Below are 16,909 nucleotides of genomic sequence, written 5' to 3' on the forward strand. Positions count from 1 at the left end.
ATGATATCAATGAATCTTAAGGTTGGTAATCAAAAGCTACGCGGTAAAGCGCTTCCAAATCCGCTAACGAATTGACACGTGGATTGGGTGGACGGTCTATCGCAGACAGCGAATCTTTCGCCATTTGCGGAATCATATCATCCGTAATTCCAACTTCCCTAAGATTGTTGGGAATCCCCACATCGAGAGACAACTTTTGCACGGCTTTTACAGCAAGCTCGGCAGCTTCTCTCTCAGATAAACCATCTACTTTTTCACCTAACGCTACTGCAATATCGGTAAATTTTTTCGGGTTCGCAATCAAATTGAATTTCATCACATGCGGAAGGAGAATGGCGTTAGCTACACCGTGATGAACAGGGAAATAACCTCCCATGGTGTTTGCCAATGCGTGTACTAATCCCAGTCCGGCAGCAACATCAACGATCCCCGCCATGCACGAAGCAACAAGCATTTGAAAGCGTGCTTCGCGGTCCCCTGCTACTGCAGGTCGTAAGTAACGCCCGATCATGCCAATGACATGGATGGCCATCGAATCGGTTATCGGGTTCGCCCCTCGTGAGATGTAGCTTTCCAAAGCATGGGTTAATGCATCCATTCCCGTTGCGCCGCAGAGTGGGGCCGGTAGATTTTCTACCATTCTCGGGTCTAAATAGGCCTGAGTTGGATACATCTTGTCCGAAAAGACAACAAATTTAAAGTTTCGAGTTGGGTCAGAAATCACAGTTGCGCATGTAACCTCGGCTCCCGTACCCACTGTGGAAGGAACAGTTAAAACCGGTAGTACAGGATTCTGAACGAGATTGGAACCTTCGTAATCAGCGATACTACCACCATTGGTTGCAACAACGGCTACTGATTTCGCAGTGTCTAGAGGACTTCCGCCGCCAACTCCAATGATAAAATCACATTGATGCTGCTGAAAAAACCGATATGATTCCTGAACATTCTGAATAGTTGGATTACTAACAACCTCATCAAAGATGAAATATTCGATCCCCGCATCTTGTAGAGATCGTTCAATTGGTTCTAACAACCCATGTTGCCGTACACCTTTATCGGTTACGATCAATGCCCGCTTCCCATACTGAAGAGCGTTCTTACCAATATTGTCTAACACATGATCTCCCGCAATGATTTCCGTGCCGAAGCTGAACTTGAACATATTTTTCCTGCCTCCTCTGGTATAGTATCAATAGCACCAATACGAATTATTTAATTTCCAAATCATGGTATTTCTGTAGTCCACTCGAAACTCCACCTGCTCCCCAGGCATCGGATAACGTAAAGCCTGATCTGAAGGGATCTGTAGGATCAAGCCCCAATTGATGGACACCCGTGATCCAGGCGCGACCAGAAATGCTTGGAACGATCGCTTGATACGGACCTACTGTGGTTGTTTCAACAATGCGTCCGACAAAATTCGTGTCGAGGATACTCTCATGAACATAGTCTTTTCCTGGCTTTAGAAGACCGCGCTTAGCAAGTACTGCCAATCGGGCGGAAGTAGCTGTTCCGCAGGCGGACCGATCGACGCGACCGGGACTCACGATGGTCGTATTACGTCCGTGCCCACCAACACGTGGCGGCGCCACAAATGTAGTAAAGCTGATCGTATGAATATCCTTGTTCTCAGGGTGAACCACTGGCAATTGCTTAGCTGCTGCCCGTTTGATTAATTCACCAAGGCGAGAAAGCTCGGCCGCTTCTTCAGCCACAATCTTGAACCCAAGCGCTTCCGCATCAACGAATACAAAGAATGCGCCACCGTAAGCCACGTCGACCGTAATCTCACCGATTTCGGGAACAGACACCTTTGCATCGAGATGTGTTGCAAAGGCGGGCGCGTTTGTAAAGGTAACACGCTCACACTTGCCACCCTTGCATTGTGCCTCGACAGGAATTAACCCGGCAGGTGACTCAAGCATGAGATGTGTCACAGGTTCCTGCAGGGGAAGCATGCCTGTCTCAAGAAGAACAGTCACGGTGCACATTGTATTGCTTCCCGACATCGGTGGATAATCGGTTGCCTCCATAATGATAAAACCAGCGTCAGCTCTTGGATCAGTCGGTGGGAGTACGAGGTCCGCATGTAGCGCAACACTTCCGCGCGGTTCAAATAACAGGAAACGCCGGAGCTCGTCGTAGTTCTGCTCTAAGTACATTTTTTTCTCGAACATTGTGCGCCCTGGAATTCCGATGACACCACCCACTACGATACGTGATGGTTCGCCTTCGGCATGGGCATCCACTGTATGAATCATATTAGTCAAACGCATCTTTTTTTCTCCCCCATTCCGTCTAAGGTCCCTCAAATCCTACTTGCAAAAAAGTGCTACCTATCCAGTTAGATTACGGAAACGGAAACCTTACACAAATCCAATTCATATGGTGTCACCCCCTTTCATTTAATCGATTAGATTATGAAAAAAACTACTACTTTCATTCTGATATACCCATAAGGCTACTACTATTTAATCGATTAAATCAGTAATGATCATGAAACATATCGTGCAATTCTAAAAAATTGCGCCCCATTATTTTTTGTCAAAACATGAGAAACACTCTCTATTTATTGACATGTTTTACGAACAATCAACCGGGTGGGCAGCACTAATTCTACTGGTTCAGTCACCTCAGGATGTGTTAATCGATTGATTAAGATTTGGACTGCATGTTGGCCAATTTCGTAATTGGGTACTCGTACACTTGTAAGTCCGATCCTTCGTGTTTCAGCAAAAAACTGGTCTTCAAAACCAATGACGGAAAAATCGGTAGGGACGTTAAATCCCATATCTTCCACAGCATCCATTACAGCCAGTGCAATAACATCACTTATACAAACGAATGCAGTTGGTCTCTTTTCCTCAGATAGCTTGATCATTTCCATCACAACATTGTATGCCAGGTGATAGTCGTCCTCGGTAGGTCGAATCCATTCTTCAAGATTTGTTATTCCTGAATTTTTCATCGCTTTAACAAATGTCTCTTTTCTATCGTTACTTACCGAACAGCCATTCATACCGGTCAACATAGAGATTTTTTTATGTCCAAGTGACTGAAGATATCTTACAGCAGAGGTCATTCCACCTACATTATCTTCAAAAACAGAATCAGCCTGGATACCGTAAACACGTCGGTGTGCAAAAATAATCGGATAACCTTCTTCAATCAGATCCTGAACAATATCACTATCACTTTGCAAGGTACTTGCAAAAATGAGTCCGTCTACTTTTCCTTCTCTGATATGAGATACGGCACTTAAAATTCGACTTCTTTGTACGTTCGTGTTGAAAATAATGATAGAATACCCGGCTGCTTGAGCCGCATCCTCGCATCCTTTTGCTAGCTTCGGGTAAAAGGGGTTGGTAATATCAGAAAGTACTAAACCCAGAGTCTTCGTTGATTTTGCTCTAAGGCCCCGAGCTACCGCATTCGGAACATAGTTAAGTTCTTTGATCGAACTCAGTACACGTTCCCGGCGCTCTGGGCTTACAAACCTTGTATTGTTTAATACATAAGAAACAGTAGCCACTGAAACCTTAGCGTGTTTAGCAATATCTTTTATTGTTATCATTGTCATTCACTCCTGCCAACAGAACACTCTTCCAAGGAGGTTTATAGATCTTATAATCAATCTTAACTAAAAACTCGGAAGGTCTCGTAGCTTCTTTTTCTCGTCATTTAAACGATTAGTTTTTCCCTCGAAAACATATTACTATCATTTTTTAGAAAATTCAATATAGTTTTTTAAATTTAATATCCACCTTCTATAACGAAGACGGGAGATTTATTGAACCTGGAAGTGGTTCTGAACCCCTATTCATACAACGGCCCCGAGCAAACTGGTGGAAAAGATGCTTCCTACCGAACAGAATGTACTTCTTTTTTTAGAGAGCTAGTCAGGATATGAGCTTTAAAGCATACAGATATCAATTTATCTGCAAAGCAAAAGTTTTCATGACAAAGGGCGAATCGTCTCTAACAGAAATTCGCCCTCTCCTTTCTTCTTGCCATCCATTCAGTTGTCGATCTGAATATACCTTGCATTGATTTAGCAGCAAAGGCAAAATGCCGAGCACCACAATTTTTCCGCCAGAACAAGCATGAGATTCAGGATCTATCTTTCTTCCTCCTCTTCAAAATCAAATATATTTTTATTTACTAACTCAACTTTCGCACATAGGCGCACCTAAACAAACCTTGATATAGCTAGGAAGTGTACGGAAAAACTGTTTGACTTGACATACGAGTGTTTCTGTTTTTTTAATCTGAGTTACCATTGATTCTACGAGTGACCATAATTGGAGAAAAGCACTCTTAAAATCCATGTCTTTTACTTCATCGCATAGCAAATAAAACAGTCCGCCAATGGTTTTACCGTCTGCTTCTTTGCGAGATTCCCAAGCAAGAAAGATATATCGGGCAAAAACAATGGTGGTGTGGCTAATCAATAAATCATAACAGCGACCTTGGAACTCCTTCGCTAGCTGTAAGGACGATTTCACCACTTTGAAGAACGTCTCGATTTTCCAACGCATTCCATAGATCCGTACGATTTCTCCTGCTTCAAGCGTGCAGTCTGTGCTGAGGATGGTGAGCCATTCTCTTTTCTTGTTCCGATTCTTGACGAACACAATCTTTGCTGGTAGTCCGTTGCCAATCGTGACAAGAATAGAACCTAGAAGCTCACCATTTGTACGCTGCTTAGAGCTTCGCTGAAATAACTCCGACAACGTCAACTGCTGATTTTGGTAAAGATAACGTTGCTTCAATTGCTTCACCATGCCAATGACATGAATTCCATTCTTGCAAATCTCTTGGATGAGAGGATGATGGGTAAACCACGTGTCCATAAGAACGTAGTCAGCTTCAAATCCAGCTTGCAGGGCATGTTGAATCATGGCAGAGACCGCATCTGGTTTGCTTTGCAGGGCTTCTTTTCGTCTCTTGTAACCATTGGTTCGCTTGTCGATATCTCCACGAATTCCTTGCAGACGATTCTCTTCTTTTCTTGAACTGAGCAAGGAAAAATCAATAGGCAAAAAGGTAAAACCGTCTGACCATCCAAGCGTCAACATCTGAAATCCTTTCACGAACTTCCCTGTTGTATGGTCATGAACACGAGCAAGCAACTCCAGTGACTTGCTTCTCGAACGGGAGAAGACAGAATCATCCACGATAAACACACAGACGCGGTTTTCAGAGGTGAGAGGACGAATGGAGCGAATCAAGGAGGCACTGAAGGAATACAGAAACGCTCGCCAGTTGTAGCGAGGATGGTTTAAAAATCGATACACAGCGTCTTTTCCAGGCAAGTCACTTCGCTTTTCGCTTTCGAGTAAACGAAACCAGTTTTTATGTTGAAACACGAGTAGAAAGATGATGCGAAAAAGCTCCAAACAAGAGTAGCCAAGTCCTTTTGTGATACCGCCTTTTCGTAAGTGTGTTCCGATTTTTAGCAGAGAAAATGACTGTAGCAAACTATTTTGTAGTTGCTCATGGGATGGTTTTTTCGTTATCATAGAAAAAGACACCTTTCTGTGAGTAGATTATTGGTCGTACTTTAATTCTACCAAAACAGAAGGTGTTTTTCTTTTGTCTGAAAACGAGTCAAGCCGTCTTTATAAACGAGGGTACAGCCTTACTCCTAAGAGCTTGATCCGTATTTTGGACCTGCGAAAGTTGAGTTACTAATCTATGAAAATATTGATCCAGCTGCGCTAAGCTCACCCGGTTCGGATCTTTACGCCACCATGCACTTAAAGCAACCATTGCGGACACATGAAATTCTGCTAACAAGTCTTGTGGGATATCAACCGTTTTGGAATGTTGGATGAATGTTAATGAGTCTTTCTTCAATAGCCGCATGGAGTAAGTCATCATGCAGCCAAAGAAAAGCTCATCACCTTGCTGCGCACGAACCAACTTATGGGACTCCGAGCCTTCAAAAAATTGGTTGGACCAAAAAAACGGCTTTAAAATCCTTTTTTCTAATGGAAGATCCCAGTATTGCTCCATCAATTGATTCAGCCCATACTCCAGCAACCTGAATTTGTCATCGAAATGCTTATACAATGTAGAGCGATGAACCATTGCCTTTTCGCAAATTTGATCTACCGTAATTTTTGAAAAAAATATCTTTTCTTCCGTCATGAGATCAAACAAGGCTTTCCATAACATTTGCATGGAGCGACGTTTTCTCAAATCCACTCGATTGCCCCTCCGTTCCTCTCCATTTCTCAGACATTTATCTGATTCTGTTTCCTAACTACCCAAAATAGAGGTATTGAATATTATTTACCAAGAAAATTTTCACTAAAATGAGAACGAATCAACATACATTAGTACGAAAGGAAGAACACTCACATGAACTTGCATTTACAGAACGTGAAGCGATTGCCGATTACGGTCGCCCTTATGGTGGGAGCGTTTGTGGCAACATTAAACGAAACCTTGCTAGGCAATACCTTGCCAGTGCTGATGGGAGAGCTTCAGGTCGACGCCACCACCATACAATGGCTCACTGCAGCATACTTACTCGTTGTCGGAACACTCATTCCCGTAACAGCTTTCATTCAACAATGGCTTACGACCAGACAACTTTATTTCACTGCGATGCTTACTTTTTTAATAGGAACGATCATTGCCGCAATTGCACCTAATTTTTCTTTCTTATTAGTCGGTCGAGTGATTCAAGCCCTTGGTACGGGACTTATCATCCCGCTGCTAATGAACACCTTGTTAATTATTTATCCTGCTGAAAAACGAGGTTCGATTATGGGAGTGCTCTTTTTGATATTTACATTCGCTCCTGCTATTGGTCCTACACTTTCAGGAATGATTATCAGTGCTTTGGATTGGCGCTGGCTGTTTTATACGATTATTCCAATTACTTTGATTTCCATTATTGTTGGGTATTATTATCTTGTAAATGTGTCGGTGATCACCAAGCCCAAAGTTGACATACTGTCAATTGTTTTATCGACATTAGGTTTTGGTGGTGTTGTATATGGTTTTAGTACGACAGGAAATGAAAGCTGGTCAAATCCACAAGTTTATTTGTCAATCATAATTGGCAGCTTTTCCTTGATTCTATTTGCGATTCGTCAACTGCGCATTTCGAATCCGATTTTGGAATTGCGCACGTTCAAATTTCCGATGTTCTCTCTCTATTTTGCTGATGATTATCGTGATGATGTCAATGTTCGCAACAACAACATTATTACCGATGTTTTTGCAAAGCGTTTTACTTGTGAGCGCTTTTCATTCGGGACTCATCATGCTGCCTGGAAGTGTCGTCAATGGAATGATGTCACTAATTGCAGGGAATTTGTTCGATAAATTTGGTGCCAGAGTCATTATTATTCCTGGCCTGTTGATTGTCAGCATTGCATTGTATTTCTTTACTTGGTTCACACTTGAGTCGACAGCCATGCAAATCATTATTACGCACTGCCTATTAATGTTAGGGGTAGCGCTAGTCTTAGTACCAGTCCAAACCTATGGACTGAATCAAATTACGCCTGAGTATTACACACATGGATCTGCTATTTTCAGTACGCTGCAGCAGGTTGCCGGAGCCATTGGCACATCATTATTTATCGCTACCATGTCTGCCCGCTCCCAAAGTCATTTGGCGCAGTCCATCGATCAAAATGATGTAACCGTACAATTGACTGCATCAGTTGCTGGTTATAGCGACACGTTCATGCTTGGTTTCGTCATTTCTATCATTGCGGTTGTGGTGTCTCTATTTCTGAGAAAAAAAGCGAAAGAAAAACAAGCACATTAATCTCTTCCTCTATTTTCAGGACTGCTCTGCGTAACAAGCAGAGCAGTCTTTCAAAAAATGAAAAGCGTGAGACTTAGTATTCTCACCATGAAAAATCCCCTCCAAGATCAACAGTAAATGTCATTCTTTTACTGTCACTCGGATGGGATAATATCATCATATCGAAGTCCCTTGTCGAAGTGAATCGAACATCGGGATTTATTTCATTCTATGATTTCGTCTCATTATTCACTACGTAATGAAGTTGAACAATTTGACCGAAGCGTTTTGTCTCTGTCAGGGAAAGCTTCAATTCCGGATTATCCCCTTTAAACAGAGGGATCCCTTTACCTAACATCGTTGGCATGATAGAGATGATAAACTCATCAACCAGTTTTCCTTTTAAGAGAACATCAAGAATCTCGGCTCCACCAACGATCCAAATTTTGGAGCCTTCTTGTTCTTTCAATTTCTCGATGAACCCTACCACATCTTCGGTTACAAAAGTAACGTCTGGACTCGGCTCATGTTCGGAGCGTGAGAACACATAGCACTTCTTACCTGGGTAGGGAAATTGATCAGCTAATTCAAAAGTATGCTCATATGTTTTGTTTCCCATCAAAACTGTGTCAATCGTATCATAAAATTCGCTGTAACCGTTATCTCTCTCTCCCTCTGCTTCATAAAGCCAATGAATATCTCCGTTTTCTCGCGCAATATACCCGTCAAGTGTTGCTGCAATGAATAATACGACAGGACGTTTCAATTCGATCTACTCCTTTATTCATGTTGAAATTGTTATTTGGCAAACATCAATTCCTTGCTGCCTATTTAATCATAGCATTTAAATATGTCATCATATGTCATATTAAAAAAGTAAGTAAAGTTTACCCAGCGGTACGGTACAGTATGTATCTCATTGTTATTACAAAACATTTCTCAACCATAAGAGGAGAATAAACTCATAGAAAATAAATAGGGCTTAGACTAGGTATAATAAGTCTACGCCCTATTTTTACATGTATTTCGGCTTAATCCCCTTTTAAATAAAGAGGGAATATTCTTCAGAAGGTTTCTGCCGCTTTAGCCGCTCTTTCCATTCCATCTTGAATAAGATCTGCTGCTTTATCCGGGAATTGATTGTGGCCTTCCACGATAACTGTTGTAAGGTCTTTTATACCAAAGAAATTCATCATGTTTTTTACATAATTTACAGATATTTCTAAATGGGCTGTAGGTCCTTCGGAATAGACACCACCTCTTGCATTTAAAAGAGCAACTTTTTTGTCAGAGAGTAAACCAATTGAACCTTCTGAAGTATATCGGAAAGTTTTACCCGCTTGACATAAATAATCGAAATACGTATGTAACACAGCAGGTACGCTAAAGTTCCATAGAGGAAACGCAAATACAACTTTATCAGCTTCGAGAAATTGGTTTAGATACTTATTCACATTATCGGTGGCTTCTTTTTCTTCTGAATTCAATTCCATCTCTTTCGCCAATTTAAAAATACCGTTAAGTGTATTTGCATGATAATAAGGTAAATTTTCTGAAAACAGATCGAGCTCGATAATCTTATCTTCAGGATGGGACTTTTTATAACTATCAAGAAAAGCCTTATAAAGTTTTACACTAACAGCCTGTTCGATTGGACGGAAATTTGCTTTTACAAATAAAACGGTAGACATCAGAATCCTCCTCAAATAATTCAACCATTATTACATACGATTCACTCGAATCTGATTTATAGGGATACTATCGTTAATCTAAAATTTCATTTATATCACATCTCCACTTTTAAGATACCAATAGTATAATGATTTAATTATGACATCCTTTGTCATATAAATAATATTTTTTGAATAATTCCATTAAAACGGTAAATATGATAGAAAGGTTTCTGTTTTACGAATCTTACAAAACTATGAGAATTGACAACCAAAGAATTATTACATGAGCAAAAAATTCCCATGACAAAGGGCGAATCGTCTCTAACAGACTTTCGCCCTCCCATATCTTTTGCCAACAGCGTTTTAGATCTTCGACCAGTTCAATCTTCGTAGGAGTATAAAAAGAAATATTCAGAGTTAGATATGATATCGACTTTTAAATTCGAAAATCTCATCAACAGCTTGGTGATACCCACCTGATCGTTGAAAGGATTCCCTTATATTTGTAACAGCTTTCTGGAAAGATGTATGGTTTAACACATGATCTACGGTTTCACGTAAATGATTTGCAGTCAAGCTTTGCATTTGTAATGTAATGCCTGCTCCGATATTGGCAACTTGCCCGGCAATAATTGGCTGATCCGCGCTTTGTGGGATTACAATGAGCGGAACCCCGTAATAGAGACCTTCGCTGGTACTGTTCATTCCACCATGTGTAATAAATAATTTCGTATATTTTAGTATATCAGTTTGTGGAACATAATTTTTTACAATGAAGTTTTTCGGAATTTCTCCCAAATCAGAAATTTGAACTTTATTCCCAATAGACATGACAAAGGTATGATCAGTGTGCCCAAATGCCTCAAAACAAAGCTTATAGAAATAAATCGATTGGTTAACGACAGTACCCAGTGAAATGTAAATGGGGTTTTTTCCCTTGATTGCAGTAAGGTCGAAGTTTTCCTGCGTGAATCGGGGGGAGATGGATGGACCTACAAATTTGTATGTTTGGTCGAATGCTTCTCCAAAATGTAATCAAAATGCTCTCCTTTGATCTGCTCAAGAACGCTAGGTATGACGATATCTGCCGTATGTAAAAGACCGATGATTCTTTCGAGTAAATAATTTCTCCCACCTGAGATAAACGCTTCTATAAATTTTTGACCGTCAAATGTACGTACAATAGCTCCCGTCTTCTCCATACGCTCTCGAAAAGCTTCTATCGTAAAGTACACTACCTCCTCTCCACGCGAGACAAGCTCTTGCACCACTCCAATTGTTGGATTGATATGTCCTTCTGATCCACCATTAATAAATTTCTGTTTGAAAAACGATAAAAGGCCCTCTTTAACGAAGAGGGCAACGGGAACCACTTTTATTGTACGGGTACGGCAGCTTGTCCTTGAACCACCTGATACATTCCGCCAAGCGTTTTGAGCGTTGTTTGTGAAGCAGGCTCCAATGGGTAGAATCCCTTTTTGACCATCCATTGCCATACGTCATAAGCATGGCGCGAACTCATTCGAAACGCATCCTCTAAAAAGCTTCTGACCTCCGGATTGCTCATCTCCATTGCTGCCCATGCATATTCTCTTCCCGCTCGTTTCAATGTGAGCAAATAAGCTGTAGCGATTTCCCGATCATTAAATTGTTGAACACTGGTTCTGGGCGTAACCGGAGAAGGGGTGACTGGTGCTATCGTAAATGACTGCAGCACAGGCTGAAGATCTGGAACAGGCAGTTTTGACGTGGCCCCCTCTGCCTTGCCCAAGTATTCCGCTTTCATGTTGTAATCCTGGATATGAAATGGAAAATGTTTTTGAATGATCGATTTCAATTCTGTATCTTGAACTTGATTCAGAAAGCAAGCCATGTTTGTGATTGAATTTACACAGCTTAACGCCAGTTCATGCAGATCCTGAACCTCATGGGCTGCCAGTTGCATAACCGTCAATTCCCCCTATCAGTATGATTTCCAAACAACCATTAGCATGTACGAAAAACCACTCTGTATGCACCTTTTGGTGAGATTTCGCAATACTTGAGTGGTATTGCCTCACTGTCTTTCGGTCAGTTTTTCTTGTCGATCACGCAGGAAACATAGGCAAACAAATGCGGCAAGAGCAAGTCCTCCACTTGCGGTTAAAGAGGCGGAAAACGCCCTTACATAGTCTGACAGGACAGCACTGGCCAAAGACTGTCGCAGTGAAGCCGAAAACAAAATACTGATCAACGCTACTCCTAACGAATTGGCCAAATACATACACGTATTAAACAAGCCTGAACCTGTCCCTGCATCCTTAATCGGTACTGTACCCAGTATGACTCGGGTGAGAGGCGTTGTGACCAGTCCGAGTCCCAGACCATAGACAAGTAAAAGCACAATGTATCGAATATGCAGCAGATGTATCGCATCAATATGCAGCAACACAACGAATAAAAAGCAGCAGATCCCCGTTACCAAAGCGCCTATTTTCAGCACAACCACCCCCCATCTACTGACAATTCGTGATGATAGCAGGGAAGTCAGGAAAAAACCGCTGCCCAAAGGCAGAAAAGCGAGACTAGTGGCTTGTGCATCGTAATGCAGGCCGAACTGCAAATAATAAGTTAGGATAAAAAAGAAGGAGAACATGCTGAGATAGATTAAAACAACTGAAGTCATCCCCACCCTGAATAAACGTTGTTTGAAAATAGTCAAATCAACAAGCGGGGCCCCACCCCGTTTTTGTTTTCGAATTTCGACTACGATAAAAGCAAGTAGCAGCAGAAGCGATAGGATTAGACAACCCCATATCCAAAGCGGCCATCCCTGCTTTTGCCCTTCTGACAAAGGATAAACCAACAGAAATAACCCACTCACGATTAAGACGGTACCGATCCACTCGATACTTTGCGTCCGCCTGCCGCGCGACTCCGGTAGAATCGGCAAACACAGAAGAACAAGAATGCCAAAGGGAACATTGAAAAAAAATACCGTTCGCCAACCAAGATCAAACCCGTTCCAATGGACAAGAATTCCTCCCAGGATGAGGCCGAATGCGAACCCGAATCCGAGCAATGCGCCGTAAACACTGAAAACGAGACCTTTTTCCTGCGGTAGAAAATTGACCTGCATCATGGACAACACCTGAGGCTGAATGAGTGCCGCAGCCAGCCCTTGCACAATCCGAATGGCAATCAGAAGAGTTGGATTCGAAGTTAATCCGCCTAGCATTGCCATGAGCGTAAACCCGCTCACCCCGATAAGCAGCAGCCGCTTTCTGCCGTATATATCACCAAGTTTTCCGCTGACAATGAGTGCTACAGCCAGACTGAGGGAAAAGCCGGTGACAATAAGCTGTGCATCTGAAAAACTGGCGTTCAGACTGTTCTGTATAGATGGAAGCGCGACCTGAATCATATAGGTGTTCAATGAATTAAGCAATATTGGGAGTAGAATAACCGCAAGCGCATACCAACGTCGCGGATCAACCTGCTGCTCCAGTTTTTCGTCTGCTAGTAATGAAGTCGATGGATAATTAGGCATTTTCATTTCCGCCTCGTCGTCTATTTGCCTCTCTCGCTCATCCGATTTGCTTTCGTCAAACAATCTATGATAATTTTCATTCACATTGATTTTTTTCTCTACCTGTTGAGGGAGATTCTCGCCTTGTTCAGGGAATAAAAAAACTTCAAGCATTTAGGATCAATCGTTCGTTCCGAATGATAGCCTGCGTGCTTGAAGCCTCAGCTAGTTCAAACCATTCTGCTGTCTGTTTCGCTCCAAATCCAGTTGGTTGATACGTTTAACATATTCGCTTGGATTGCAGCCATAATGCTTGCGAAAGGCTGTCGTGAAATTGCTGGCGTTGCTATAACCGACTGAAGCAGCGGTTTCCCCGACGTTCAAACCCGCTACTTCCATATACCAAAGTGCTTTCTCCATCCGTAATTGACGCACAAGCTCAAAGATCGTCGCGCCAAATAATTCGCGGAATCCCTTTTTCAGCTTGAATTCATTCATTCCAACCTGCTTGGCTAACTCACGGATAGATAACGGATGTTCGAAATGATGTTGCACCAGCTCGCGGGCTTGCTGCAATTTGGCAATATCATCACGGCGAAGCAGCATGCTTCCGCCAACAGAACCGTAACCATCTGATTGACCAAACAATGCGATATATTCAAGTGCTTTACTTTCTAAATATAGCCGTTTCATCGTTCCTAGATGTGTGCAATGAATCATATCGGAAACGCATTTTTGGATGGCCGGAGTGTCTGGGTAACGATCAATATTTCCACGATGATGTCTAAGCCATGTTTCCATTTGCTGTTTCTCCGTCAAATCTCCGGCATAATGCAGCAGTTCGTCCGGAGTGAGCCTTATTTCCAGCCTCTAGGAAAGTAACATTGCCTGTTTGTATACTCGTATGGCTTTTCTTGCCGTTCCATTCGCAATAGATTTCGCCGCTTACGCAATAACTCAATTCGAACAATTGGCAGGATTCCTGGATCTGAAGCTTCATATCTTGTTCGAATGTAATATCCGTCATCATGATCTCCATACCAGGACGAATCCGCGTCCTTGTTATGCTTCATTTACCTATATGCGAAGGAATGGTAAGCCTTTGTTCCCATGTGCTTTGCAGAACGTGTCCCTCTACCATTCTCGTAAATTGATCAAATAGATCATGAATTTTGGTAATATTTAAAGTCATCATACTAATCACCTTCTTGACATTTTACCTGATTGCATTGTACTCTTCCCCAAGATTTATTTTCAACAACATCATCGGCTATTTTGCAAACTCATTCGATATCGTACTCACGAGAACAGGTACATTCGTCCTATACCATGCGAATTTTCCATTTTCTTTTGCTAGACTTGAAACCCCTACTCCAATTCCACCGTCTACCTTCATCTTGTAAATGATAGGCGACTCTCCATCTCTTTCTTTGATTGAAAGAATATCACTTTCGATTAATCCTTCTTTTTGAATACCCTGTTTTATTGCTTCAGTTGGCGTATCAAACCACGAAAGATATAAATAGAACCACGGGATTTCGCTCTTTCTATTAAAAATAGTTATTATCCCAAACCTAAATTAGACAACTTTTTTAATCAAATACATATGCTGTTTTCAGGAGGTGGTCACAGTGGCACGTAGATGTTTTTGTCGGGGGCGATGCTCTAGTGATTGTAAATGTGGGTGTAACAGACGTAAGAGTTAGAAAATGTATATGGAAATAGAAATATTCCCTTTCCAAGGAGGGGTATATGCTCTTACTAAACATGCTTTTTCTCTGCTTGTTAACGTTTGCTGGCATCTTCTATATCCACAAGAATCGGACCGAGCTATCCTGTATGGACGGAATGATTATGGCCATGTCGATTGGAGCAATGTCGAGTGTTTCCCTGGGAATGAATATTGAGGCTTATCTCGTTGGGAATCTGACTCTTTCGACAATTGTCTCTATCACTATTGGTATGATTGCTGGATATATAACGGGTCATTTTGTCTCACTGATGGCGTCCATCGAAGGCGTGATGGCGGGAATCATGGGCGGGTTAATGTCACCCATGTTGGCTGCTATGCTCAGTAATCCAATCGCTATGATATGGTTTCTGGATATTGCTTACCTTCTCGTTATGATCATGATCATTGCACTGGTAAAGGAAGCCAGACAAGCATTTCTTGAAGAACGCAGCAAAGAGAAAGGTACCTAAAGCCCTCTTCAGCCCACAAAAAGAGTTAACTTTCGTTAGCAGACTTACAAATGAGTTTGGCGTATGTTGGATATGCCCGTTGTAAAGATCTTCTTATCCGTTGATGGAACGCCGTGTGCGATGAAAGTCGCCCGCACGCCAACTCCGTATCCTCCGGGCTATCAGATGCAGGTTACGTTTGTGCCTGGTGCGGTAAAAGATCGAAGCGAAAATGTTAAGGAAGGAACCCCAATTACCACAATGAAGTAATGCCATCAACGGCCCTCGGGAAAACCCGGGGGTATTTTTACTGAAGAATTCGCTTCCTTATTTCCAGCAAGTATAACCTTCCGTAATAAGGCGGTCGCTCTTCTGTAAAGAGGCTGCGATAGATGTTTCCTAATCATCCGGCACCGATTGCCACAACTGATACGCTCAGGTTCGACTGTGACGCCACAGCTGCTTTCGACAGTAACGGTGGAAATCAAGCAATCTCTATTTTCTCTTTTACTTGATAAAAAAAGTACAGAAATAAAGTATTAGACCGTGAAAATCATGTAGTAGAATGAGAAAATAACGTAGTAAACTCTCGCGAAGACCAAAACGAATACGCAGGTAAAATTTCTCCATCTGATTGATATGCTAATATAGATAGGGACAAAACAAAAATGGAAGGAAGAAACGTATGAATGCATCTGAAGAAAAAAAGAAAATCAATCATAAAAAATTATCAATAAGAAATATTGTCAAAAGGGGCTTATTTATTACGATTGGTGCCATTATTATGGCTTACGGGTTAGAAGCTGTATTAATTCCAAACAATATAATTGACGGTGGAGTAACGGGCTTATCCATGATATTAAGTCATGTAACGGCTATCAACCTTAGTTTATTTTTAGTAATTTTAAACTTACCTTTCTTTTTCTTAGGATATAAGCAAATAGGTAAAACCTTTGCAATTAGTATGTTATATGGAATTATAGCTCTTTCTGTGGCGACTTCTTTCATGCATGATATAAAACCGATCGTAGACAATGAACTGCTGGCAATTGCTTTCGGTGGCTTAATATTAGGATTAGGAGTCGGCTTAACCATTAGAAATGGTGGAGTTTTAGATGGAACGGAAACTTTAGCGATATTAGTTGAGAAGAGGTTGCCATTTTCTGTCGGTGAAATCATCATGTTTGTTAATGTGATTATTTTCGCAATAGCAGCTTTTGTGTTCTCTTTAGAAAATGCTTTATTTTCGATGCTTACTTATTATGTTGCCTTTAGAACAATTGACGTTGTAGTAAAAGGTTTGGATGATATGAAATCCGTTTATATCATAAGTGATAATACCACTGAGATTGCGGATGCAATTACTGAGCGGTTAGGTCGAGGGGTAACCTTTTTACACGGAGAGGGTTCGTATAGTGGTGAAGATAAGCGTGTTATTTTATGCGTCTTTACAAGGTTAGAGGAAACAAAGTTAAAAGATATTATTCGAGAATTAGATCCACAAGCATTTATTATTGCTACGGATGTATCGTCAGTTCATGGTGGTCGATTTAAGAAAAAAGACATTCATTAATAAAAATCGAATTGGAAGACGTTTTGAAAACTACACGTAGCTTCTTCAATTGTAGGGATCGATCATCAATAAAACAGCGGCAGTCATGAAAAAACTCATTTCCTACATTATCAAACGTCGAATAAGGACCCCTTTCGTTTGAGGTCCTTATCCAAGGAAGTGTATATCATTTTGTTATCAAGATTACGAGTTACTCTGTG

The 16,909-nt window shown here is 41.5% G+C and carries 14 protein-coding genes and 2 pseudogenes; 4 read left to right on the forward strand and 12 right to left on the reverse strand.

Annotated elements, in window-relative coordinates:
• Positions 1-16: 16 nt before the first annotated feature.
• The 5 genes from ACIFQN_RS22190 to ACIFQN_RS22210 all read right to left on the reverse strand — a co-directional run bounded on the left by ACIFQN_RS22190 (position 17) and on the right by ACIFQN_RS22210 (position 6,213).
• A complete protein-coding gene (locus tag ACIFQN_RS22190; protein WP_429835223.1) occupies positions 17-1,165 on the reverse strand; it encodes an iron-containing alcohol dehydrogenase in 1,149 nt (382 codons plus the stop codon).
• Between the two features lie 46 nt (positions 1,166-1,211).
• Positions 1,212-2,279: a proline racemase family protein gene (locus ACIFQN_RS22195; protein ID WP_429835224.1), complete on the reverse strand. Its 1,068-nt coding sequence runs from the start codon at positions 2,277-2,279 to the stop codon at positions 1,212-1,214.
• A 293-nt stretch (positions 2,280-2,572) separates the two neighbouring features.
• The gene (locus ACIFQN_RS22200) at positions 2,573-3,577 is read right to left on the reverse strand and encodes a LacI family DNA-binding transcriptional regulator (RefSeq protein ID WP_429835225.1); all 1,005 of its coding nucleotides are present in this window, start codon (positions 3,575-3,577) and stop codon (positions 2,573-2,575) included.
• Positions 3,578-4,169: 592 nt separating this feature from the next.
• Entirely contained in the window at positions 4,170-5,525 is a 1,356-nt protein-coding gene (locus tag ACIFQN_RS22205; protein ID WP_429835226.1) for an IS4 family transposase, read from the reverse strand.
• A gap of 88 nt (positions 5,526-5,613) precedes the next feature.
• Complete coding sequence (locus ACIFQN_RS22210; RefSeq protein ID WP_429835227.1) at positions 5,614-6,213, reverse strand: TetR/AcrR family transcriptional regulator; 600 nt, start codon at positions 6,211-6,213, stop codon at positions 5,614-5,616.
• Between the two features lie 156 nt (positions 6,214-6,369).
• On the opposite strand from ACIFQN_RS22210, the pseudogene ACIFQN_RS22215 reads away from it, so the two are divergent.
• Positions 6,370-7,795 (forward strand): annotated as a pseudogene (locus tag ACIFQN_RS22215) (MDR family MFS transporter).
• A gap of 208 nt (positions 7,796-8,003) precedes the next feature.
• On the opposite strand, the gene ACIFQN_RS22220 reads toward ACIFQN_RS22215, so the two are convergent.
• From ACIFQN_RS22220 to ACIFQN_RS22250, 7 genes and pseudogenes are all read right to left on the reverse strand, one after another.
• A complete protein-coding gene (locus ACIFQN_RS22220; protein ID WP_429835228.1) occupies positions 8,004-8,540 on the reverse strand; it encodes a dihydrofolate reductase family protein in 537 nt (178 codons plus the stop codon).
• A gap of 298 nt (positions 8,541-8,838) precedes the next feature.
• Entirely contained in the window at positions 8,839-9,465 is a 627-nt protein-coding gene (locus tag ACIFQN_RS22225; RefSeq protein WP_429835229.1) for an FMN-dependent NADH-azoreductase, read from the reverse strand.
• Positions 9,466-9,864: 399 nt separating this feature from the next.
• A pseudogene (locus tag ACIFQN_RS22230) lies at positions 9,865-10,820 on the reverse strand (nucleotide disphospho-sugar-binding domain-containing protein).
• A gap of 2 nt (positions 10,821-10,822) precedes the next feature.
• On the reverse strand, positions 10,823-11,392 hold the full coding sequence (locus tag ACIFQN_RS22235; protein WP_429835231.1) for a spore coat protein: 570 nt from the start codon (positions 11,390-11,392) through the stop codon (positions 10,823-10,825).
• A gap of 111 nt (positions 11,393-11,503) precedes the next feature.
• A complete protein-coding gene (locus ACIFQN_RS22240) occupies positions 11,504-13,129 on the reverse strand; it encodes an MFS transporter (RefSeq protein ID WP_429835233.1) in 1,626 nt (541 codons plus the stop codon).
• 51 nt (positions 13,130-13,180) lie between these two features.
• Positions 13,181-13,756, reverse strand: coding sequence for a helix-turn-helix transcriptional regulator (locus tag ACIFQN_RS22245; RefSeq protein ID WP_429835234.1), 576 nt, complete (start codon positions 13,754-13,756; stop codon positions 13,181-13,183).
• Positions 13,740-13,994, reverse strand: a complete 255-nt coding sequence (locus ACIFQN_RS22250) for a hypothetical protein (RefSeq protein WP_429835235.1) — start codon at positions 13,992-13,994, stop codon at positions 13,740-13,742. The genes ACIFQN_RS22245 and ACIFQN_RS22250 overlap by 17 nt, the downstream gene beginning before the upstream one ends.
• 713 nt (positions 13,995-14,707) lie before the next feature.
• Between ACIFQN_RS22250 and ACIFQN_RS22255 the strand changes: the two genes are divergently transcribed.
• The 3 genes from ACIFQN_RS22255 (at position 14,708) to ACIFQN_RS22265 (ending at position 16,709) form a co-directional block, all read left to right on the forward strand.
• Positions 14,708-15,157, forward strand: coding sequence for a hypothetical protein (locus ACIFQN_RS22255; RefSeq protein ID WP_429835236.1), 450 nt, complete (start codon positions 14,708-14,710; stop codon positions 15,155-15,157).
• Between the two features lie 63 nt (positions 15,158-15,220).
• Positions 15,221-15,406, forward strand: a complete 186-nt coding sequence (locus ACIFQN_RS22260) for a hypothetical protein (protein ID WP_429835237.1) — start codon at positions 15,221-15,223, stop codon at positions 15,404-15,406.
• 415 nt (positions 15,407-15,821) lie between these two features.
• The gene (locus ACIFQN_RS22265) at positions 15,822-16,709 is read left to right on the forward strand and encodes a YitT family protein (protein ID WP_429835238.1); all 888 of its coding nucleotides are present in this window, start codon (positions 15,822-15,824) and stop codon (positions 16,707-16,709) included.
• Positions 16,710-16,909: the final 200 nt, after the last annotated feature.

The organism is Brevibacillus sp. NRS-1366, from assembly GCF_050467985.1.

Excerpts from the sequence above, each read along its gene's own strand:
- ACIFQN_RS22190 (WP_429835223.1), bottom strand. The coding sequence starts at position 1,165 with ATGTTCAAGTTCAGCTTCGGCACGGAAATCATTGCGGGAGATCATGTG.
- ACIFQN_RS22195 (WP_429835224.1), bottom strand. The coding sequence starts at position 2,279 with ATGCGTTTGACTAATATGATTCATACAGTGGATGCCCATGCCGAAGGC.
- ACIFQN_RS22200 (WP_429835225.1), bottom strand. The coding sequence starts at position 3,577 with ATGATAACAATAAAAGATATTGCTAAACACGCTAAGGTTTCAGTGGCT.
- ACIFQN_RS22205 (WP_429835226.1), bottom strand. The coding sequence starts at position 5,525 with ATGATAACGAAAAAACCATCCCATGAGCAACTACAAAATAGTTTGCTA.
- ACIFQN_RS22225 (WP_429835229.1), bottom strand. The coding sequence starts at position 9,465 with ATGTCTACCGTTTTATTTGTAAAAGCAAATTTCCGTCCAATCGAACAG.
- ACIFQN_RS22235 (WP_429835231.1), bottom strand. The coding sequence starts at position 11,392 with ATGCAACTGGCAGCCCATGAGGTTCAGGATCTGCATGAACTGGCGTTA.
- ACIFQN_RS22240 (WP_429835233.1), bottom strand. The coding sequence starts at position 13,129 with ATGCTTGAAGTTTTTTTATTCCCTGAACAAGGCGAGAATCTCCCTCAA.
- ACIFQN_RS22245 (WP_429835234.1), bottom strand. The coding sequence starts at position 13,756 with ATGGAAACATGGCTTAGACATCATCGTGGAAATATTGATCGTTACCCA.
- ACIFQN_RS22250 (WP_429835235.1), bottom strand. The coding sequence starts at position 13,994 with ATGGAGATCATGATGACGGATATTACATTCGAACAAGATATGAAGCTT.
- ACIFQN_RS22255 (WP_429835236.1), top strand. The coding sequence starts at position 14,708 with ATGCTCTTACTAAACATGCTTTTTCTCTGCTTGTTAACGTTTGCTGGC.
- ACIFQN_RS22260 (WP_429835237.1), top strand. The coding sequence starts at position 15,221 with ATGTTGGATATGCCCGTTGTAAAGATCTTCTTATCCGTTGATGGAACG.
- ACIFQN_RS22265 (WP_429835238.1), top strand. The coding sequence starts at position 15,822 with ATGAATGCATCTGAAGAAAAAAAGAAAATCAATCATAAAAAATTATCA.